Below are 20,418 nucleotides of genomic sequence, written 5' to 3' on the forward strand. Positions count from 1 at the left end.
CTCTTCCCATTCCGAACAGAGAAGTTAAGCCCGACTGCGCAGATGGTACTGCAGTTATGTGGGAGAGTATGTCGCCGCCTTTCTTTTGAAAACCCTTCATCTAACGATGAGGGGTTTTTTGTTATGTGTAATTTTTAGAAAAAATGAATTAAAGGTATCGAACAGAGAAGTTAATCCCGAAGCTTCGGGACGACTACGCAGATGGTACTGCAGTTATGTGGGAGAGTATGTCGCCGCCTTTAGCTTTGCTCAGTCGGACATAGTCCTCGAGTCTTTTGAAAACCCTTCATCTAACGATGAGGGGTTTTTTGTTACCAATAGATCGTCCCGATGGGACTGGAAAAAGTATAAATCTCAACTGAAAACCAATTCCGCGTTAGGGATTACTTAGTCAGTCGCAAGCTCGTGTGGAGCATTTGTTTGAGCTTTTACTTAAAATGCCTAAGGATTTTAAGTAAAGCGAGTGCGGAGATAGCCCAACCCTTGAGGGAACGCCCATAAAAAAATCCGACTCTTTTAAAGTCGGATTTTGTGTTTTATTTATTTAGTACAATAACTATCTTATTAAAGTCGGCAGCAGCGTTGATAACTGCTTTGTATGATTCGAAGTGTTCTAACGGATAATTAATAATATTATAGTATTCAGTATTCTCAACTAGAATTTCGTCGCCCTGAGTCTTGTAATTACTTACAAAGATAGCTTCAGTTTTACCATTGATATCGGTTTTATGACTCATGTTGAATTTCTCTAAGTTTTTAACCTTTAACCCTTTAGGTAAAATAATTTTGATTTTACGGAAATAGGAGTGTGGATAATCTATTTCAACAGGCATCATGCGTTTGTTTTCTTGGTATAATTCCATTTGAGAACCAATTGTTTTTCCAACAGAGAATAAATAATTGTCTCCCGCTTTCTGAACTAAATCTTTCCCTTCAAAAGTAACTTTTAACACGAATGGTTTTTTACCAATGAATTCGGTTCCATCGTTTTCTGTTATTAAAGAAGTATAGTTCTCTTGAATTGTATAGTTTTCAGCGATGCTTTTTAAAATTTCTTTATATTGATCAGCAGGAGCAAAATCTTTAATAGGTTGGAAATTTAAAGCAGAATAACCACCAAAAGAGATTTCATTTGTAATGATAGGATTTTCGATATCTTTTGTGAAATCTATTGTTATATTCATAACATCATGAGTGATTTCTACTCCAGGTATTGGAATAAAATTGATTTCGCCAATGCCCATTTTAACTCCTGAAAATTCTTTTCCTTTAATAAAAAGACCGTTGTTATTAGCTAATGTATTGGGAATTAGTGGAATTCTATATTCGATTTCTGTTGGAGTCATGAATTTTTTAATAGTAGGGAAAAAGATCAACAATTCATCTAAATTTTCATAACTCTCAAATTCAGAATCAAAAGGAATATTATAACGATTTGATGCAAAAACAATTTGATTTTCAATTTTGAAATATTTGAAAATTGCTAGATAAAGCGCTAAAATTTCTGATTGATTTGCTTGCTTTGTTTTGAATACATCACTTAAATTTTCTTTGGAATCAAAATAGCGATTATAAGCAATTGTTTTTTTAACTTTGTTTTCAATGTTCCAAATTTGCTCTTGTAGATCTGCTGATTTTGTAATGGTTTTACAAAAATCGTCAACAGCTTTTTGATTTTTTTTGTCTAATTCTGTGTTAAATCTCTCATATATATTTGATGCAAACTCTTTATAGTTGTATAGGTTTTTTGAACCATTGTATAAATTAGCGTCTAGTTTATAACGGAAATATTTAATATTAGCTTTCCAGTTTGAATACTTTTCGTCGTCTTCTAATTTAGGTATGTTAGATTCTTTAACTGAGAGTGCAATTTTCCCGTTGTATTTTTTTTCGTCTAAAACAGCTTCTGCAAGATTGTTGTATCCTTTTGTTTTGAATACTAAGTGATTAGGATAGATTAACTCGAAATAGATATCCATAATAGGTAAATCATCTTGCATTTTTAACGTTTTTCCATTCAATTCCGGGGATTCTTCTAACACAAATATTTTTTCAATGATGGCACCCTTTTCTAAACCATTAATAGCAAAGTAATTAAACTTAATACCTCGTTGCTCATCTACTTCTTCTTTGATGTCTTTTTTATCTAAATTAATGATTTTACCATTTTTTAAAATAACACGTGCTTCATTTTTAATTACATCTTCTTTTAAATTAAACGGTAAATAGATTTTATTGTTTTTCTCAATAGCATCATCGGAATTGATGAAAATTTTATCATGTAACAAGTAATATTGTTTTGGTCCATTTTTATCTGAAATAATTTCAACTTTAATTGTTCTACTTACAACTATTTCGTTTTCATTTTTATATTGTTCTGGGACAGAAAAAGCAGTGGGTTTTTGTTCCCATTTGTAGTTTTTGAAGGTGTAATCTTGTGCTACAATTGAATTTATATTGCACAAGGATAAAATAAGAAGGTTTAGAGCTATTAGTTTTCTCATTTGAATCGTATTATTTTTCTGTTAAAATTAATGTTTCGTTATAGTTACTTTTCATTTTTTTAATGCTATCATCCCATAGTTGAAAATCATTTGGTTCAATTACTAATTTTTTAAATTCTAATGTGTATTTTACTTGAACCTTATTATTACTTTCAGTAAAAACAGCTTTAACTTGTAGTAATTCGTTATCTAAAGTAAAGTTTTTTGGTATGTATTTTACTTTGTAACTGGCAGGAATTTCAAGTTCGTATTCGGAATTGAAAAACGAAACAATTTCAAAATCATAGCCAGTAACACGATCTTTTTGTATTGGGTTTCTTTCAAATACTTTATATAAATAAGGATTTAGATAAAGTTCTTTATCTACTCTGATTAAATAATTGTCTAATTCAAAATCGTAATTTATATTATAGGGTAAATCACGGTTGCCAATATTTTCTTCCGTAAATGAATTTAGGTTGAACTTATTATTACCTTTTAAGACTAAGCTTTTTATCATTTCAAAACGAGTTTTACCTGTAGCGTCTCTAATTTGCATTAAAGTCATACTTCGGTTAAACCCATAGAATTCCATTTTCCCTTTTCCAATAAGTTTTCCGCCTTTTATTTCAACTTTAACTCTATCGTTTACTTGATTTTTCTTAGCGTCAACAACCGGAACTTTTACAATTTTAAATTCTTTTCCATTATTGATTAATGCCTCTTTTCCTTGAATAAAAGAAGTTGGTAATCCGTATCTTGTTTCTCTATCCGTAGCATCTAAAAAGATGTATTCTTCCCCATTTTTATACGCTGCAATCATATGATTATCTACTGCAGGTGTTGCTAAATCAGAGTATGAGTAAGGAATTTCTCTAGTTCCTATCCAACATAAATTTACATCTTTAATGTTTGCGTATTCCGACATAGAAACGATGATATTTGCCATATCTTTACAATCTCCAAATTTTCTTTCGAATACTAAATCGGCTTCTCTTGGAATAAAACCTTCGTAGCCATTTTCAAAAGCAACATATTTGATATTGTCTTTAACCCAATAAAAAATGCTTTTAATTTTTTCTTCGTCAGTAGTTTTATCTTTTGTAATTTCTTCTGTTATCTTTTTTAAATCGATACATTCTTTTTTATTCAGATTATTAACAAAACCTTGATAATATTTATGTAATAATGAAACATCATCTAAAACAATAGTTTTTTTGTCATTTATCGTATAATCTTTTATATAGATATCAATGTGAGGTGCGCTGTGTAAAATACCAGGACTATTGGGTTCAAGTTTAAATGCTTTGATGTCTTTTAATGTCCAAGTGTAGACAATTTTACCTTTTACTTCAGTTTTTTTGAATTGGATGGTATTGTTTGGATCGTTGAAAATCTTAAAACCAATATTTATATTTTTATCTGTTTTTACTTCAAATGTAGCATTCTTTATTGGGTAACCACCAATAAACATGTATTTATGAAGTAGAAAAGGATCGACAAATTCACGTTTGTAATTGTAAACTTTTTTGGCCCCTTTTTCTAAATGAGGAAAAATAAGTTGTCTTTCTTTAATATCGTCAAAGAATACAGTACTACTACTTGAATTTTTTTCATTAGATTGTGTTACTTTGATTTTCTTATCTTTTCCATTGTTATTGATTACTGAGAAAGCATCATATTCTAATAGTTTTACTAATTCAGAATAGGTAAAAGTTTCTTGGTTGTTGTGAATGCCATTTTCAGAAAGTATTACAGATTCAAAAGAAGTATTTTGGATAATTTTTAGCTTTTTGTTCTCGATAGAAATATCATAACATTGATAATCTAAAAGAACAACCTCATTAAAATCGGGATATTCTTTTTTATAATCTTCAAAACTTTGCTGTGCTTGTGTGCCCATTGAGGTACATCCGAAAAGCATACAAGAGATAACTGTTTTATTTACTGATTTCAACCAATTCATCTGAATCGTATTTTTTTGTTAGGGTTAAAATACCATTAGTATAAATTAAAAAGTCACCATGAAGTTCATCGTTTTTATAATTTGCTGTTAACCATGGTTTTCCATCTTCTTTGAAGTAACTGTGAACTCCTTCAAAATCACCATTTTTTAAATTTTCTTTTTTATATATTTTCCCGTTAGCGTAATATTCAATACGTTCTCCTTCGAATAAACCATTTTTGTAGTTTGCTTCATATTCTGGTTTTCCTTCGGCATTGTTAATTAACAATTTTCCATTTATACTACCTTTCACATACGATACTTTTATTGCTATTTTCCCATTTGGGTAAAAAGAAGTAATATCAGCATTTTCACTTGGAGTTTTTACTTTTTCTGAAAAATCACCAGTTTTACTTAACGTTTCGTAGCTTGCTAAAGCATTACTTTCAAAATTTACTTTTAAAATAGCTTCCCCTTTTTGATTGTAGTAAATATATTCACCATCCATTAAACCATCAAATTCATTGTATTCAAACATTTTAGATTTGTTGTGGTAGTAACGAATTGTTTTTCCACTTTCATTCCCAAATTTGTATTCATTTGTAATTCTTAGGTTTCCAACTAGATCATATTGTATGTTGGTTCCATTAATCAAACCACAATAATAATTTCTTTCAAACATTAATGTTCCGTATGGGCTATAATATTTGTAATTGTTATTAAGCATTCCGTTGACGTAATTAGCTTCTAAAATTTTATAACCTAATTTGTCTTTAGAAACAAATTTGCCATTATAATTTCCATTCATCATTTCAAAATCTTGTGATGTATTTCCATTATTTAAACTTAAATTAACTTTTCCTGATTTATTTTTATAGTCAAATTCAAATTCTCTTTTACCGTTACTGTCATAACTTTCAAAATAGATGATGTTACCATCAAAATATTTTGAAACTTGAGATAGTTTTCCTGTTTGTCTATAAGTCAATTTTGAATGGCTTACTTCCCCATCTTGAAGAAATCCTTCAGTTTTTACAGCTCCGTCTGGATAGTATGATATGTAAGGACCATTTTGTGTTCCATTGCTATAAAATGAAATTTCGTTTAACACATCATTGTCGTAAATTTCATAAATACCATTCAAAGCATCATTTTTATAGTGAGAAATACTTGATAATAGTCCTCTGTAATTATAGGTATAAGAAAGCCCAGTTTGATTACCATTTATATAATTCTCTTTAATTTTTAAATTACCATTAGTGAAATAATAATTCCATTCTCCTGATTTTTTTCCCTTTTCAAAGAAACCAGTAATTTGTTTGTTATTTTCCATGTTAGAAATGCTGAAAGCTTTCTTGGTTAGGTTTACTTCCACTGGTTTTGGATTAGTATAAGAATATTGTAAACCTGATTTCAATTCTCCACTTTTGTATTTTTCTTCAAAATATTTTTCTCCTTTAGGATTGAAATAACTATACAATTCTAATTCTTCTTTATCATTAAAAATTAATTCAGAAGATTTTCCCCCAGAAAAGAAGTAATTAATTGTTTTTGTATTTTTTCCATTATTATAAAAGTTTTCAAATTCTAAATTGTTGTTAGAATAATATTTTTTATAAGTTCCTTGAGGTTTACCGTTTACATATTCTCCTTCAGCTTTTATCGTTTTCCCGTCAAAATATTGCATGTATTTACCATCAATTTCATTATTCTTGTAATTAGTTGAAACTGTAATATCTCCAACCTCATTGTATATTACATAAGGCCCGTTTAATTTTCCTTTAACATACGTAATTACACTGCTTTTAGTTCCGTTTGGATAATAACAAGTTAATACACCATCTCGTTCACCGCTTGTAAAATTTAGTTCACAGTTTTTCCCACCATTGATATGATAAGAAGTGCTTAATCCGTGTAGTATATCATCTTTATAGTTTTCTACAACACTTAAATTTCCATTAGGATAGTACTCTTTTTTTTCACCGTTTAATTTTCCAGCCGTATACATTTTTTCCATTTCAAGATTACCTTTTTCATCAAAATATTTTTGTAATCCATCAAGTTCATCATTTTTAAGGTTTAATTCCCCTTCAGTGTTTCCGTTGTCTCCTAAAAGTTTGAATTTCCCTTCTTTTTTATTATTTACTATTGGTCCTAAAATAAAAGGTTTTCCATCCTTTAAATAAATAACTACTTCTTGTTTTTGTCCAAAATGTTCTATGTTTCTTTTGGCAAATTGATTCCAAAAATCAACCATATAATATTTTTCGTAGAAATTTGTAATCTCTTTTTTGTGTTTTGTGAGACTTTTTCCTAATTTTTCTTCCAGACCTAAAAGCATGTAATAATTAAAACTAGTTAACTGTTTTTTAATTACAATATCTTTAATCCATGGTATATATGTGGTTTCAAAAAAGCCATCACCCATTTTATGATCTAAACTGTATTCCATTACGGCTTGCATTTGACGCATGATAACTTCATCAATATCTGTTTTTAGCTTGTATGCTTTTCTTAATGGAAGTTGATTTTTTAGAATGGTTTCTAATTCTTCAAAATTATCACCGCTAGTTGAAAAAACGATTTTTCCTTTTGTAAGATAATTTTCTCCAAATTTTTTATTTAATTTTAAAACTGCTTCTTCTGCATATTTTCCAGTAGGAGCAATCGCTAAATAACTTAATAAAGCTAAGCTTCCTTCTACAATGTTACCATTTTCAAGAGCAATAGCTCCTAAAAAATAGTGTCCTGAAGCTAGATTTGGATTGATAGTAACTACTTTTTTTAATAAATCAGCACTTTTTTGTAAATCACCCTTTCTTAAATGTAATATAGCCTGATTGTATAAGAAATTTGAAGAATTACTCATGTAGTGAGCACCCTCATTAAATATTTTTTCAGCTTTATCATATTCTTTTTCATCACTGTAAAATGTACCATAAAGTGTATATAACTTAGGCAGGTCTTTCATCTTACCTTCATTATATAATGTTTCAAGATGTTTTACTAGTTCTTCTTTTTTCTTTTCAGCAAATAAAGATAATGCAATTTCGTATTGAGCAACTAAATATTTAGGATCAGTTTTTGCTATTTTCTGAAACTCTTTAACGGCATCGCTATATTGTCCTTTTTCGTAATAAACAAAACCAGTTTTAATGATTGAATCAGTGGAATAATTAAAAGAATAATCTTTTTTTGTTTGAGAGAAAACATGGGATAACCCAATGATAAATAGTGTTAAGAAGATTTTTTTCATAAAAAAATAAAATTTATCAAATATAAATTTTATTTCCATTTTTTGTGCAATTTTTCTTTAAAAATGTTAGATTTTTAACAAAATCAAAATTTAGAAATTTAGAATAGTATCGTAATGATTGTGATGCTTTTTAAATTCATGAACTCCTTCTTTAAAGCTCAAGTATTTTGCTCCATTTTTATGATTGTTTTTGCTAATTAAATACATGTAGTGAAAATGTCGGGTGAGTTCTTTCCAGCCAAACCATAAGCTGTGTTTAGGATCATACATGTGTGTGGGTTCACTAATAGCGCCGTTGATTTCTACGATTTGGAAGTTTTTTCCTTGTGCTAAATCTTCATAGGATTGATACATAATGTCCATACGGCCAAAATGAAATCCTTCTATTTGACTGCAAATAATGTTGAAACTTGCTGTCATTTCAGGGGTGATTTCGTGACTTGCATCAACGAATTTTGTTCCACGACAATGATTTCCGTAAGGCACCAAATTAATGGTTTCTTCTTTTTTTAAAACGTAGTTTAACTTTTCTTTATATTCGGCTTCTAATGTTTCTAATTGTAACAGGTAGCGTTTGTCTTGATGTAATAATTCGCGAATGGTATTCTTTCCGTTTCCCTTTAAAATCATAAATTCTTTTGAGACAATTCCTGTTATTTTTCCTTCTTTATTAGGTAATTTTACATAGAAAAGCCCAATTTCTTTTTGATAGGGAATTAAATCTTGCAATAAGATATCAAACTTTGCTTTTTTGAGATAATTTTTTAATTCTTCTGTATTAAGTATTTTTTTTACAGCTGTACCCCTTAAGCCGATATCGGGTTTTGCAATTAGAGGAAATTGAATATTTTCTGTGTCAATTCTTTGTAAAATTGTATCTAATTTTTCTTTTGGATGAACTAAAATCGTTTTTGGATAATACTCATACGGAATCAAATCGTAAATTTCTTTTTTTGATTCCATGAAAAAACCTCCATTTTTTATAGTAGGATTGGATGCATTGAAATAAAAAAAGGAACGTGTTCTTGCTGCATAATACAAGTATTGGAAGTACACAGGAAAATAAATCACTTGATAGGGCCAATATTCCCAATGGGTTAGTTTATGAAGAAAGAGTTTGAGTTTTGTCATTTTTATTCGAATAAATCCAAATAGAGCATTTCTATTTTATTTTGGTGGACTTTACATTGTGTTATACTAATAGTTTTTAATACATTATTACGATTAATCTGTAAACCAAAATCTTTATTTTCAGATTCGGTAAATTGATGAAAATGTAAAATTTCATCTGGTGTTGGGTTCTTATTTTCTTTAATAAAATTTGTAAACCAAACTTTTCTTTTTTCGCGAATTTCTTTTGAGTATAAGGTAGAAGAGGACCAAATGTGAGGTTGTTTTTCATCTTTAATTTCTTCACTTTTTTCTACTTCATTCCATTGCAATTGTATTAATTTATTGTTATCAAATAAGACTATGGAAAACGGTTCAATATCGGTTAAATCTATTGATTTCCAATGTTCTAATGTGTTTTTAGCAATTATTAAATCTATAACCACTAAACCTCTACTTTTACGATAACTTGGCTTTGGAATGTGCTTTTCTTGAGCACCATTTAGTAAAACTACAATTTTAGTTTCGGAATGGGCTATCCAAGTTCCGCCTGCTTTTGTGTCTTTTGGGAAAGTAATTTTTTTTCCTTCAATTTGATATTCATTTGGAGGAAGTGCTCTTTCACGAGCGATTTTTTCATCGCGATTGGAAGTAATAATGCAACCTTCTCTGGTAGGAATATAAGTTACTGTGCACATTGTTTTTTGTATTCGAGAGTTGAGGGCGCAATTCCGAAAGAATCTGAAATTTTAATATGCGGCAATCGATATAAAGCTACTTTTATTAAAGCTTGATGATGAATGCTGTGTTCCAAATTGTAAAGTAATTCTCTGAAATAGTTGGTTTCAAGCATTTTGTTATCGCTGAAACAATTGTGTTTCAATAATAATTGTTTATTGGGTTTGTCAAGTTCAACACGATATTTTTCGAGAATTTTAATGGCTTCTATTTTATTGGTTTGAAGTATTACATCTCTTTTTCTTTTATCGTAATTGATAATACCTTTTTCATAATTATTTAATAGCGACCCAATAAGTTCAATTATATGACGCATGTGCTCACCAATTGTAGCATTGCTCAGTTCAGGATATGCCAATGTCAATTCTTCATTTGTTAATTGATGAAGAAGTTCAATATTCTCAGTCAGATTTTGTTTTACAATTTGAACCAGCATATTATTTCTTTGTTTCTGGAACAAATTTTATAGAGACTGAATTCATGCAATAGCGTTGCCCAGTAGTTTCTCTCGGACCATCATCAAAAACATGACCTAAATGTCCGTCGCATTTAGCGCATAAAACTTCGGTGCGCACCATTCCGTAACTCAAATCTTGTTTGTATACTACAGCGCCTTTAATTGCTTTATCAAAAGAAGGCCATCCACAGTGTGAATCAAATTTGGTGTCAGAAGTAAATAAGTCATTTCCACAACCAGCACAAACGTATTTTCCTTTTTCAAAATGATCCCAATATTCACCAGTGAATGCTCTTTCAGTACCTTTGTTTCTTAATACTTCATACTGTTCAGGCGAAAGTTGCGCCTTCCATTCCGCTTCGGTTTTTTTAGAATTTGAATTCATAGTTTTAGGTTCTTTAGTTTGGGATTGGCATGATTGTAAACTTACAACTGCAATTAATAAAAATAACTTTCTCATAGCTAACATTTTTTCAAATTTAATAGTAAGAATTCAAATAATGTGTTAACAATGTTACAAAGTATTTGAATTATGTATTGATTTCTAAATCTCTAATATAATCTTCGTTTTCATAGAAAAAACGCTCAAATGCATCCATTTTTTCAGCAAAAAAGTCAAAAATTTCAGGCCAGGTATTTTTGTTATTGATGCTTATTCCTGTTTTTTCTACCCAAACTCGACTGATTACTTTACCTGTTTCTAAATAAAAATTACGTTCAAAAATTACATCGTCTAAATAGTCTTCTAAAAGAATGGTTTTTAACGATTCTACTTTTTCATAATATATTTTACGTTTTTCTTCGTCTTTTGGTTCTATATCGAGTAAAACTTGTGCTTTTTTATTGTCAACATAAAATTTGAAGGTTACATCTTTGATTTTGGTATTGTATAACAGCCATTTACGTGGATATTCTTCTGCAAATGCTATCCAAAAATCTTTTTTAATTTGAAGTGCTTCTTCTTTACTGAACATATAATTAAATTAGAAATTTATTTTTTTTGAAAAAAATAGCTACCTTTAAAGGTATTAAATTGAAATGGTATGCTTTTTAACGATTTTATAAAATATCTTCCAAAGATAGAAAAAGAAACCCTTCTTTCTACGGATGCTCATGCTAAAATGGCTCCGCTAGAACGTATTTCTTTTTTAAAAGAAGAAAGTTATTTTGATAAAAATCCAAGAAAGGCTGCCGTATTAATGCTTTTTTACCCAAAAAATCAAGTAACACATTTAGCCTTAATTGTTCGGAACTCTTATCCTGGTGTGCACTCTTCTCAAATAGGTTTTCCTGGAGGGAAAGTAGAAGAGTTTGATGCTGATTTAAAAGAAACTGCTTTAAGAGAAACCCATGAAGAAGTGGGAATTCATCCTGATAAAATTCAAATTATTAAGCCTTTCAGCGAAATATATATTCCACCTAGTAATTTTTTAGTGGCTCCTTTTATGGGTGTTTCTCATGAAGAATTAACGTTTATACCTGATTTGGATGAAGTTAAAAGAGTATTAGAATTTTCAATTTCCGATTTTTTAGACGAAAAAAGTATTGTGAAAGTCAAAATGACTACTTCGTATGCTACTGATATTGAAGTGCCAGCATTTATGGTTGACAAATATGTAGTTTGGGGCGCTACTGCAATGATGATGAGTGAATTAAAAGAAACTATAAAATGTGCCTTGATTAAGTGTGATTTCTAAGTATTTAAATTTTTGAATCATTGTATGATTTTAATTTTATTTTCTTTTTAAAACCACCTATTTTACTACTTTTGTTCTCTTGTTTTGTAAAAAAGTAAAAATTATGGGATTATTTAAGAGAAATCCTTTCGGACATATTTTGTTTTTAAAGAAGTGGTTAATTAGAATTGCTGGTACCTTGACTCACAAAAGATACCGTGGTTTTAATCGTCTACAAATTGATGGTTCTGAAATTATTAGAAGTTTACCTGATACCAATGTTTTATTTATATCCAATCATCAAACTTATTTTGCAGATGTTGTAGCCATGTTTCATGTTTTTAATGCTGCATTAAAAGGGAGAGAAGATAATATTAAAAATGTAGGATATTTATGGAACCCTAAATTAAATTTATACTACGTTGCTGCTAAAGAAACCATGCAAGAAGGTTTGTTGCCACGAATATTAGCTTATGCTGGAGCTATTACTGTGGAAAGAACTTGGAGAGCCAAAGGGAAAGATGTAACAGAAAAGAAAGAAGTTAATCCAAATGATACTGAAAACATCAAAATTGCTTTGCAAGATGGGTGGGTAATTACCTTTCCGCAAGGTACTACCCGTTCTTTTAAACCAGTTAGAAAAGGAACTGCCCATATTATTTTACAACATCGTCCTATAGTTGTTCCTATTGTAATTGATGGTTTTCGTCGTTCTTTTGATAGAAAAGGTTTGTTTATTAAGAAAAAAGGAATTCTTCAAAGTATGGAAATTAAACCGCCATTAGAAATTGATTATGATACAGAAACGGTTGAAAGTTTAGTAGAAAAAATCGAATTTGCAATTGAACAACATCCTTCTCTATTAAAAGTAATTCCGGCTGAAGTTTTAGAAGAAAAAAGAAAAGAAGATAAAGAAAGAATGTGGAGATATTAAAAAAAAGGTTCTGAAATTTCAGAACCTTTTTTTGTTTATTTAACTGCTTCTACTTTAAAGCCTTGTTTTCTTAAAAGTTTAATTACACCTTCTTCACCTGCTAAATGTCCAGCTCCAACCCCAAAGAATGTAGGTTTCTCTTTCATTGTTTTTATCATAACAGGAATCCAGTTTTTATTTCTATTATTTAGTAGTACTTCTTGGTTTTCTGAAGTGATTTTATTGTTTGAGTCGTCCATCATTTTAAGCATTCCTTCTAAATCTTTACTTTTATAGATTTCCATCATTTTACCAATCTCGGCTTTGTCTTTTTCTAAATTACTTTTCGCCATTTTGACTAATTCTTCAGCTTGAATTTCATATGGAATAGTGTCAAAAACTTTCATTTGGTCTTCAACTGTTTCCAAACCATAAATTTCTTTGTTTTGATTTTTGGTAACTTTCATTAATTCAGTTTCAACTGATTGAAATGGACAATCTAGCATTTTTGGATACAACATTGTAGTAATCATAAAAGGTTTGAAACCATCAAACATTTTAGCAGACATATTGATGTTTTTCTTTAGAAATTCATCCACAATTTGAAAATCTTGAGGACTTAACAAGTTAGATAACTTTACACCATCTTTCATCATCATATACTTCATCATCTGCATTTGCATCGATTTTTCGTCCATATCGAGTTCTAAATACAATTGGTCAGTGTTTTCTAAGGCTTTTACGATATTGCCCTCTAAACTTGCATCACAAGTAATATGAATGGTTCCAAATAAATAAGAATCTTTTTTTAAACCATTTCCAGAAATTTTCCACAAAAGACTCTTTTCTAATTCTTGTGAAAATAGAAACCCTGTAAATAAAGTTAAAAATGTAATTAAGAATTTTTTCATTAAAAATCAATCTTTTTAAGTTCGTTATAATTTTTTTCTAATTTTTTCATCAAGATACCATAGAGCAATCTGTAAAATAGCCAAATTAAACCAACAAAAATGGCGATGATAACTCCGTATACTAACAACATAATACAGTAAAAGGTATTAGGATCAATATTTTGTGATAATTTATCTACCATTTTTCTAATGTTTGGATCATACATAAATTGGAAAATAAAAACCAAAATAAAGGAGAAAGCAGTCATAGCTAAATTATACCAAACATAATATTTAACCGTTTTTCGGGTTCTTAAAATGCTTTGCATTAATTGTTTGACTGTATCAGTTGTGTTTATTGTTTTATAGTTTTTGAAAAACAAATAAATAAAGAATAGAATAACTCCATAATTTATTACCGAAATAATAGGCATTATAGTATCTAAATGATACACTTTTAAGGTTTTGAAATATTCTTCATCAGCTGTGAAAAATGAAATACTAGCCCACAGAGCAAGTTCTAAAACACTAATAATCACAATCCATTTCACAATAGAAGACGAACCCTTGTGCAGCATTCCATATATTTCTTTTTCACTTATTTGATGGAAAGAACCTTCTTGTTTTTTCCAGTCTTTTTTTAATAATTCTAATTCATCCATAAGTTACGGATTTAATATTTTTTTTAATTTCCCTTTTACACGATTCATTTTTACTCGTGCATTCACTTCACTAATCCCCAACGTTTCTGAAATTTCAGTATAATCTTTATCTTCTAAATACAAGAAAACTAAGGCTTTTTCAATGTCATTTAATTCGCTAATAGCGCTATATAAAAGCTTTAATTTTTCTTCTTCTTCAAAATTGTAATCGTCTTGTGTTACCTTGTGAAAAGTGCTATCAAATTCAATTGTGTCGATAGTTCTTTTCTTTTTTCGGTATAAAGTAATGGCAGTATTTAGTCCAACGCGATACGCCCAAGTAGTAAATTTAGAATCACCTCTAAAGTTTGGAAAGGCTTTCCAAAGTTGAATTGTAATTTCTTGAAACAAATCGTTATGCGCATCCTCATCAGTAGTATACAATCGACAAATTTTGTGGATTATATTCTGATTCTCTTTGAGTTGCTTAACAAAAAGGGCTTCCGATTCTGATTTCATATTCAATAAGTAGCCGTTTTGACTAATTTGTTACAAGTTTATTGTTTCAAATTTAATTAATCATTAACTATTTTAAGAAAATTTAAACTCTTTTTCTTAGTATCTTTGATACATAAAATTTGCAGGATATATGAATATACCTCGTAGTAGTTTTCCAAGAATTGTCATCATAGGTGGTGGATTCGCAGGAATTTCTTTTGCGAAAAGACTTCGCAATAAAAATGTACAAGTTGTTTTACTAGACAAACATAATTACCATAATTTCCAACCTTTAATGTATCAAGTGGCAACGGGCGGATTAGAACCTGATTCGATTGCTTACCCAATACGAAAAATTGTACAAGAATATAAAGATTTTTATTTCCGATTGGCAGAAGTTCGTGAAATTGATACTTCAAACAATAAGGTAATTGCAGATATTGGCGAACTCAAATACGATTATTTAGTCATTGCTACGGGTTCTAAAACTAATTATTTTGGGAACAAAGAAATCGAGCGCAATAGTATGGCGATGAAAACGATTCCACAATCGTTGAATATTCGAAGTTTAATTTTAGAGAATTTTGAACAAGCTTTGTTGACGAATGATATTGACGAACGTCATAGTTTGATGAATTTCGTTTTGGTAGGCGGTGGCCCAACAGGTGTAGAGTTGGCTGGAGCTTTGGCTGAAATGAAAAAAGCAATTCTTCCAAAAGATTATCCCGATTTGGATGTTCGAAAAATGGAAATCAATTTGATTCAAGGAAGTAATCGCGTTTTAGATTCGATGAGCGAAAACGCATCTGAAAAAGCTGAAAAATTTCTGTTGGATTTAGGAGTGAGTGTTTGGAAAAATGTTCGTGTTACCAACTATGATGGGAAAATAGTGACTACCAATTCTGATTTAACGTTTGATACTGCAACTGTGATTTGGACAGCAGGAGTTCAAGGGGCTTTGCCACATGGATTAAATGCGGATAGTTTTATCAAAAATGTAAATCGAATTAAGGTCAATCAATTCAATCAAGTAGAAGGGTATGATAATCTCTTTGCGATTGGTGATATAGCGGTTATGACTACTAAAAACTATCCACAAGGACATCCCATGATGGCACAACCCGCAATGCAACAAGGACGATTACTAGCTGAAAACTTAATAAAAATCATCAATAAAAAAACGCCTAAACCTTTCGAATACAAAGACAAAGGTTCCATGGCAACCATAGGAAGAAACAAAGCGGTTGTCGATTTACCAAAATTCAAATTTAGTGGCGTTTTTGCATGGTTTGTTTGGATGTTTGTGCATTTGTTTTCGTTAATCGGATTCAAAAATAAAGCGGTCGTGTTCTTAAATTGGGTTTACAATTACATCCGTTTTGATAGAGAAGCAAGGTTAATTATGCGTCCGTATAAGAAGAGAAGTCAAGTGAGTTTTACGAGTGATGAATTGTAGTTTATGGATTTTAATAATTTAGAACACAGAATATCAGTTTTATATAAAGCTATTGATTTTCATTATGCTTTTCAGAACCTAGTAGTTCCTAAGACTGAAGAATATGAAGAAAATGGGAAAAAATACATGAGAGTTACAATTGGAGCTAGTATTACCAATGATGATGCTAAATTTGAAGCTTACAATAGAATGATTCTTGTTATTCATCATATTGCAAATTTAAAAGATAATCTGAAGAAATTTTTATTTGAAAAGAATTTAGAAGATAAAATTATAGAAGACAGAATTAATGATTCGTTGCATTTATCTGTTATAACAGATTTGTCAAATGCTGAAAAACACGGTTATCCACTTACTAAATTTAAAAGGTCTAAATTAGATCCGAAAATTATTAATATCAGAAAAGAATGGAATGTTAAATTTCCATTAACCAAAGTTTTTTATAACCCGATGAATCAAGGTGAGGAATATGTTGCAGATATTGTTGACTTTCAAGATAATTTAGTGTGTACATTTAATGAGTTAATTGATAAGGCAATTGAAAATTGGGAAGATTTTTTTATTGATAATTTAAAAGAAGTCTCAACTGAAATTATTACAAATCGTTTGATTAAGGAGCAAAAACAGAAACAAATATTAAAAGTTCAACATACAATTGACGAGGTTAAAAAGATTTTAGATTCATCTGAATGGATTGACATTTTATGGCAAGATACTGTTCAAGGTATGATTGTTAGGTGTAAAACTATTGGAAGTGATTTATGGAATTATGGTGGAATTATTGTTAATCAGTTTATAGACGAAAATTCAACACCAACGATAGTAATTAAAAATGATATGCCGTTTGGAATTAGTAATTATCACGCAGAAAAGTATAAGTGGCAAATGATTAAAATTATCAAGCCTAACGATTTAATGGTTTTAAGTTATTATTACTATAATTTTGATAATTTAATTCAAAGTGTAAATTAATTTACACTTTCTCATACCCAATCGCCAATCCCACAAATTTACTATACCCTTCCATGCCATCTTTTTGTTGGTTGGCTTTTAGGAAATTGTCGTAGAAATATTCGAAAAACGTATTGATTGGTGTTTGGTATTCTTTCCAAAAGATTTTGTTTTCTTCAAAGTTTTTTAAAACGCCTTTGTTGATTTTTTTCAAATACGGTTCAGAACTTCCTTCTTGTATCATATCTAAATTGTGCAACGCATAGCGCAACGCAAAACTGTAAGCTGAATATTGGAAATACAAATCCTCGTTTTTAGCAGCCGTTACAAATCCGATGAAATTGCATTCGCTTTCACTACCAATTCCGGTTTGATGTGCCATTTCGTGGCAAGTGGTTAGCGGTGAAGTATATTTTGGTTTTAAATAATTGACTTGCGCTTCATTGGTAAACGGATTCAAATAACCACCAAATCCCATATAACTCAACGGATAACTGAATAACGACGATTTAATGCTTTTTACTTCGTAACGGAATTCTTGTAAATCATTTGGGATGTTTTCATAACCTTTTAAAGCCAAATTATAAATTTCGTCATGCGAATACGGTATCACAACGGCAACTGAATCATTTTTAGTGATCTGCAATTGTAATGCATTTGTTTTTACCAACATTTTTTCAATGAAAACTTTCAAGTGGTCTACCGAATATTCTTTTTCAATCTTCAACTTTTCATGTAACGGAATTCGGTAGTAGTTCATTCCCCAAAGCAAGTGAAAGAAAAAATAAAACACCGAAACCCAACTCAATATCGCTAATCCGTTATTTTTCCATTCTTTGAAAAAGCCGATACGGTGTTTCCAAATCCATCGGAATAAAAGTAAAATAAGAATGAAATAGATGACATCGCCAAACGAAAATGGTAACCAACCTAATGTTTTTCTTGACACAAAAGCCAATTTCGGATAAAAACCTTTGCTGTACCAATTTTCTACAAAATCAGGAAACAAACCAATCGTTTTCACCACAATGATTTGGATTATAAGGCTAAAAGCAATAATTTTTTTCATATCGTAAATATAAAAACTCTTCTTATATTTGTAATATGCAATTAGGAAAATCTCAAATATTAAAAATCTCAAACTATTTCAAAACAAAACCTGTTTTGAAAGCGTATCTTTTTGGTTCATATGTAAGAAATGAGGCTCAAAATGATAGCGATGTAGATTTGTTAATTGAATTGGATTATTCTGAAAGAATTGGACTTCAATTTGTTCAAATGAAATTTGATTTAGAACAATTATTAGGAAAAAAAGTGGATTTGGTTTCCTCAAATGCCGTTTCTAAGTACATCAAACCTATTATTGATAGTGAAAAAACATTGATTTATGCCAAGTAATCCTAAAGATTTAATACGATTACAGCATATTCTTGATGCAATTGAAGAAATTGAAAAATACACTTTAGATGTCAGTTTTTCTCATTTTGAACAAAATTCAATGATGTTACATGCTTCTGTTCGACAACTTGAAATTATTGGAGAAGCTTCAAATCATTTATCAAATGAAATTATTGCTACTTATCAAACTGTGGAATGGAAACAAATTATTGGATTTCGTAATATCCTAATTCACGAATATTTTGGAGTAGATATCGCTGTGGTTTGGAATGTAATTCAATTTGATTTACCTCATTTGAAAAACGAGATTATTACTATTATATCAGATTTAAAAAAATAATAAATAAAACAATGAGCCAAGAAATAAGAAATTTAGAGCCAAAAGCACTTTGGAATAAATTTGCCGATTTGAATGCTGTACCACGTCCGTCTAAGAAAGAAGAACGTGTGATTGCGTTCATGATGGAATTCGGACAAAAATTAGGATTACCAACTGTGAAAGATCATGTTGGGAATGTAATTATCAAAAAACCAGCGACTCCTGGAATGGAAAATCGCAAAACCATCGTAATGCAATCGCATTTGGATATGGTACACCAAAAAAACAACGATACGAATTTCGATTTTGATACACAAGGAATTGAAATGTATGTCGATGGTGATTGGGTTCGTGCAAAAGGAACTACGCTTGGTGCTGATAACGGATTAGGAGTGGCAACCATTATGGCGATTTTAGAAAGTACTGATATTCCGCATCCAGCTATTGAAGCTTTATTTACAATTGACGAAGAAACGGGAATGACAGGAGCAATGGGCCTACAAGGCGGCATGCTTGACGGAGAAATTTTATTGAATTTAGATACTGAAGAAGACGATGAAATCGATATCGGATGTGCGGGTGGAGTAGATGTAACGGCTACTAGAATTTACAACGAAGAGGAAACTCCTGAAGGTTCAGTTGGTTATACCATTACTGTGAAAGGTTTAAAAGGCGGTCACTCGGGAATGGATATTCATAAAGGATTAGGAAATGCGAACAAAATCATGAACCGTTTGTTATTTGACGGATTTGAGAATTTTGGTTTACAAATTGCTGAAATTTCTGGTGGAAGTTTGCGTAATGCAATTCCAAGAGAAAGTGTTGCTAAAGTAATTATCGCAGCGATTTATGACGAAGCTTTTGTTTTTGATATGCAAGAAATCATCAACGAAATCAAAGCCGAGTTTAAAACAATGGAGCCGAATTTAACGATTGAAATTGTTAAAAGCGAGTCAACTCCAGCAAAAGTAATGGATTTAGGTGTGCAAGAAGGTTTGTTACGTGCTATTTATGCTGCACACAACGGCGTTTACAGAATGTCGGCTGATATGGCTGATTTAGTAGAAACATCGAATAATATTGCCAGAGTAATTGTAAAAGATGGCGAAATTTCGATTCAGAATTTAACGCGTTCCTCTGTAGAGAGTTCTAAATTTGATTTAGCGAATGCTTTGCGTTCGGCTTACGAATTGTTTGGTTGCGAAGTAGAATTTACAGGAAGTTACCCAGGTTGGACACCAAATGTAAAATCAGAAATTTTAGATGTATTAACTTCTATTTACGAAAAACAAAACGGTTCAAAACCAAACGTAGTAGCTTGTCACGCTGGATTAGAATGTGGAATCTTAGGAACCAATTATCCAAATATGGATATGATTTCTTTTGGACCCACCATCCACGGAGCTCACAGTCCAGATGAAAGAGCGAGTATTTCTTCTGCTCAAAAATATTGGAAATTTGTATTGGAAATTTTACAAAATATTCCGGTTAAGAAGTAAGAAGATAGAATATATCATAAAGATAAAATCCCGATGTGAATCGGGATTTTTTTATGCTGGCGCGAGCATCTTGCTCGTGCTCGTTATTAGCTTTATTTTCTGTTCACGAGCGTGATGCTCGCGCTAGCTGGGATATCAAAAACGCAAACAAACACGTACTCATGGCAAGTTTAACTTACAACTTGAAG

General features: G+C 30.4%; 19 protein-coding genes and 1 rRNA gene. 8 read left to right on the plus strand and 12 right to left on the minus strand.

From position 1 onward, the window contains the following. Window positions 1–83: ribosomal RNA gene (rrf, locus tag V7P59_RS12475) — 5S ribosomal RNA — on the plus strand; the annotation flags it as partial. A 453-nt stretch (window positions 84–536) separates the two neighbouring features. Here the strand turns inward: rrf and V7P59_RS12480 are convergent. From V7P59_RS12480 to V7P59_RS12515, 8 genes are all read right to left on the minus strand, one after another. After that, a complete protein-coding gene (locus V7P59_RS12480) occupies window positions 537–2,504 on the minus strand; it encodes a DUF3857 domain-containing protein (protein ID WP_333810485.1) in 1,968 nt (655 codons plus the stop codon). Window positions 2,505–2,514: 10 nt separating this feature from the next. Next, on the minus strand, window positions 2,515–4,449 hold the full coding sequence (locus V7P59_RS12485) for a DUF3857 domain-containing protein (RefSeq protein WP_333810486.1): 1,935 nt from the start codon (window positions 4,447–4,449) through the stop codon (window positions 2,515–2,517). Beyond that, window positions 4,424–7,684, minus strand: a complete 3,261-nt coding sequence (locus V7P59_RS12490; RefSeq protein ID WP_333810487.1) for a tetratricopeptide repeat protein — start codon at window positions 7,682–7,684, stop codon at window positions 4,424–4,426. The genes V7P59_RS12485 and V7P59_RS12490 overlap by 26 nt, the downstream gene beginning before the upstream one ends. A 90-nt stretch (window positions 7,685–7,774) precedes the next feature. Then, window positions 7,775–8,815: a D-alanine--D-alanine ligase gene (locus V7P59_RS12495; protein WP_333810488.1), complete on the minus strand. Its 1,041-nt coding sequence runs from the start codon at window positions 8,813–8,815 to the stop codon at window positions 7,775–7,777. 2 nt (window positions 8,816–8,817) lie between these two features. Next, window positions 8,818–9,492, minus strand: a complete 675-nt coding sequence (locus V7P59_RS12500) for an NRDE family protein (RefSeq protein ID WP_333810489.1) — start codon at window positions 9,490–9,492, stop codon at window positions 8,818–8,820. After that, the gene (locus V7P59_RS12505; RefSeq protein WP_333810490.1) at window positions 9,480–9,968 is read right to left on the minus strand and encodes a DinB family protein; all 489 of its coding nucleotides are present in this window, start codon (window positions 9,966–9,968) and stop codon (window positions 9,480–9,482) included. The genes V7P59_RS12500 and V7P59_RS12505 overlap by 13 nt, the downstream gene beginning before the upstream one ends. Before the next feature lies 1 nt (window position 9,969). Further along, on the minus strand, window positions 9,970–10,449 hold the full coding sequence (gene msrB / locus V7P59_RS12510) for a peptide-methionine (R)-S-oxide reductase MsrB (RefSeq protein WP_333810491.1): 480 nt from the start codon (window positions 10,447–10,449) through the stop codon (window positions 9,970–9,972). 70 nt (window positions 10,450–10,519) lie between these two features. Further along, on the minus strand, window positions 10,520–10,963 hold the full coding sequence (locus V7P59_RS12515; protein ID WP_333810492.1) for a DUF4268 domain-containing protein: 444 nt from the start codon (window positions 10,961–10,963) through the stop codon (window positions 10,520–10,522). A 69-nt stretch (window positions 10,964–11,032) separates the two neighbouring features. On the opposite strand from V7P59_RS12515, the gene V7P59_RS12520 reads away from it, so the two are divergent. Both V7P59_RS12520 and V7P59_RS12525 read left to right on the plus strand, forming a co-directional pair. After that, entirely contained in the window at window positions 11,033–11,686 is a 654-nt protein-coding gene (locus V7P59_RS12520; protein WP_333810493.1) for an NUDIX hydrolase, read from the plus strand. 103 nt (window positions 11,687–11,789) lie between these two features. Further along, window positions 11,790–12,599, plus strand: a complete 810-nt coding sequence (locus V7P59_RS12525) for a lysophospholipid acyltransferase family protein (protein WP_333810494.1) — start codon at window positions 11,790–11,792, stop codon at window positions 12,597–12,599. A gap of 35 nt (window positions 12,600–12,634) precedes the next feature. Here V7P59_RS12525 and V7P59_RS12530 read toward each other — a convergent pair whose 3' ends face one another. From V7P59_RS12530 to V7P59_RS12540, 3 genes are read right to left on the minus strand one after another with little or no spacing between them, the layout of a single operon-like run. Beyond that, window positions 12,635–13,489, minus strand: a complete 855-nt coding sequence (locus V7P59_RS12530) for a TraB/GumN family protein (protein WP_333810495.1) — start codon at window positions 13,487–13,489, stop codon at window positions 12,635–12,637. Then, window positions 13,489–14,130 (minus strand): hypothetical protein, encoded by a 642-nt coding sequence (locus V7P59_RS12535; protein ID WP_333810496.1) that lies wholly within the window; start codon window positions 14,128–14,130, stop codon window positions 13,489–13,491. Before V7P59_RS12535 ends, V7P59_RS12530 begins: the two co-directional genes overlap by 1 nt. Before the next feature lie 3 nt (window positions 14,131–14,133). Next, a complete protein-coding gene (locus V7P59_RS12540; RefSeq protein ID WP_194096425.1) occupies window positions 14,134–14,628 on the minus strand; it encodes an RNA polymerase sigma factor in 495 nt (164 codons plus the stop codon). Between the two features lie 130 nt (window positions 14,629–14,758). Between V7P59_RS12540 and V7P59_RS12545 the strand changes: the two genes are divergently transcribed. Together V7P59_RS12545 and V7P59_RS12550 are read left to right on the plus strand one after the other, a co-directional pair. Continuing rightward, on the plus strand, window positions 14,759–16,063 hold the full coding sequence (locus tag V7P59_RS12545) for an NAD(P)/FAD-dependent oxidoreductase (protein WP_333810497.1): 1,305 nt from the start codon (window positions 14,759–14,761) through the stop codon (window positions 16,061–16,063). Window positions 16,064–16,066: 3 nt separating this feature from the next. Next, on the plus strand, window positions 16,067–17,035 hold the full coding sequence (locus V7P59_RS12550; RefSeq protein ID WP_333810498.1) for a hypothetical protein: 969 nt from the start codon (window positions 16,067–16,069) through the stop codon (window positions 17,033–17,035). Window position 17,036: 1 nt separating this feature from the next. On the opposite strand, the gene V7P59_RS12555 is transcribed toward V7P59_RS12550, so the two are convergent. Beyond that, window positions 17,037–18,083 (minus strand): DUF3810 domain-containing protein, encoded by a 1,047-nt coding sequence (locus V7P59_RS12555; RefSeq protein WP_333810499.1) that lies wholly within the window; start codon window positions 18,081–18,083, stop codon window positions 17,037–17,039. 35 nt (window positions 18,084–18,118) lie between these two features. Between V7P59_RS12555 and V7P59_RS12560 the strand changes: the two genes are divergently transcribed. From V7P59_RS12560 to V7P59_RS12570, 3 genes are read left to right on the plus strand one after another with little or no spacing between them, the layout of a single operon-like run. Then, window positions 18,119–18,412: a nucleotidyltransferase family protein gene (locus tag V7P59_RS12560; protein ID WP_333810500.1), complete on the plus strand. Its 294-nt coding sequence runs from the start codon at window positions 18,119–18,121 to the stop codon at window positions 18,410–18,412. Next, entirely contained in the window at window positions 18,402–18,752 is a 351-nt protein-coding gene (locus V7P59_RS12565) for a HepT-like ribonuclease domain-containing protein (protein WP_333810501.1), read from the plus strand. The genes V7P59_RS12560 and V7P59_RS12565 overlap by 11 nt, the downstream gene beginning before the upstream one ends. Before the next feature lie 11 nt (window positions 18,753–18,763). After that, window positions 18,764–20,230: an aminoacyl-histidine dipeptidase gene (locus V7P59_RS12570; RefSeq protein WP_333810502.1), complete on the plus strand. Its 1,467-nt coding sequence runs from the start codon at window positions 18,764–18,766 to the stop codon at window positions 20,228–20,230. Window positions 20,231–20,418: the final 188 nt, after the last annotated feature.

The sequence above is a fragment of the Flavobacterium sp. genome (assembly GCF_036782315.1).
Classification (GTDB): domain Bacteria; phylum Bacteroidota; class Bacteroidia; order Flavobacteriales; family Flavobacteriaceae; genus Flavobacterium.

What these genes read in the sequence shown, in the direction of transcription:
- V7P59_RS12560 (WP_333810500.1), top strand. Translation starts at nt 18,119, where the DNA reads ATGCAATTAGGAAAATCTCAAATATTAAAAATCTCAAACTATTTCAAA.
- V7P59_RS12515 (WP_333810492.1), bottom strand. Translation starts at nt 10,963, where the DNA reads ATGTTCAGTAAAGAAGAAGCACTTCAAATTAAAAAAGATTTTTGGATA.
- V7P59_RS12570 (WP_333810502.1), top strand. Translation starts at nt 18,764, where the DNA reads ATGAGCCAAGAAATAAGAAATTTAGAGCCAAAAGCACTTTGGAATAAA.
- V7P59_RS12490 (WP_333810487.1), bottom strand. Translation starts at nt 7,684, where the DNA reads ATGAAAAAAATCTTCTTAACACTATTTATCATTGGGTTATCCCATGTT.
- V7P59_RS12525 (WP_333810494.1), top strand. Translation starts at nt 11,790, where the DNA reads ATGGGATTATTTAAGAGAAATCCTTTCGGACATATTTTGTTTTTAAAG.
- V7P59_RS12535 (WP_333810496.1), bottom strand. Translation starts at nt 14,130, where the DNA reads ATGGATGAATTAGAATTATTAAAAAAAGACTGGAAAAAACAAGAAGGT.
- V7P59_RS12480 (WP_333810485.1), bottom strand. Translation starts at nt 2,504, where the DNA reads ATGAGAAAACTAATAGCTCTAAACCTTCTTATTTTATCCTTGTGCAAT.
- V7P59_RS12485 (WP_333810486.1), bottom strand. Translation starts at nt 4,449, where the DNA reads ATGAATTGGTTGAAATCAGTAAATAAAACAGTTATCTCTTGTATGCTT.
- V7P59_RS12540 (WP_194096425.1), bottom strand. Translation starts at nt 14,628, where the DNA reads ATGAAATCAGAATCGGAAGCCCTTTTTGTTAAGCAACTCAAAGAGAAT.
- V7P59_RS12550 (WP_333810498.1), top strand. Translation starts at nt 16,067, where the DNA reads ATGGATTTTAATAATTTAGAACACAGAATATCAGTTTTATATAAAGCT.
- V7P59_RS12500 (WP_333810489.1), bottom strand. Translation starts at nt 9,492, where the DNA reads ATGTGCACAGTAACTTATATTCCTACCAGAGAAGGTTGCATTATTACT.
- V7P59_RS12565 (WP_333810501.1), top strand. Translation starts at nt 18,402, where the DNA reads ATGCCAAGTAATCCTAAAGATTTAATACGATTACAGCATATTCTTGAT.
- msrB (WP_333810491.1), bottom strand. Translation starts at nt 10,449, where the DNA reads ATGAGAAAGTTATTTTTATTAATTGCAGTTGTAAGTTTACAATCATGC.
- V7P59_RS12530 (WP_333810495.1), bottom strand. Translation starts at nt 13,489, where the DNA reads ATGAAAAAATTCTTAATTACATTTTTAACTTTATTTACAGGGTTTCTA.
- V7P59_RS12495 (WP_333810488.1), bottom strand. Translation starts at nt 8,815, where the DNA reads ATGACAAAACTCAAACTCTTTCTTCATAAACTAACCCATTGGGAATAT.
- V7P59_RS12545 (WP_333810497.1), top strand. Translation starts at nt 14,759, where the DNA reads ATGAATATACCTCGTAGTAGTTTTCCAAGAATTGTCATCATAGGTGGT.
- V7P59_RS12555 (WP_333810499.1), bottom strand. Translation starts at nt 18,083, where the DNA reads ATGAAAAAAATTATTGCTTTTAGCCTTATAATCCAAATCATTGTGGTG.
- V7P59_RS12520 (WP_333810493.1), top strand. Translation starts at nt 11,033, where the DNA reads ATGCTTTTTAACGATTTTATAAAATATCTTCCAAAGATAGAAAAAGAA.
- V7P59_RS12505 (WP_333810490.1), bottom strand. Translation starts at nt 9,968, where the DNA reads ATGCTGGTTCAAATTGTAAAACAAAATCTGACTGAGAATATTGAACTT.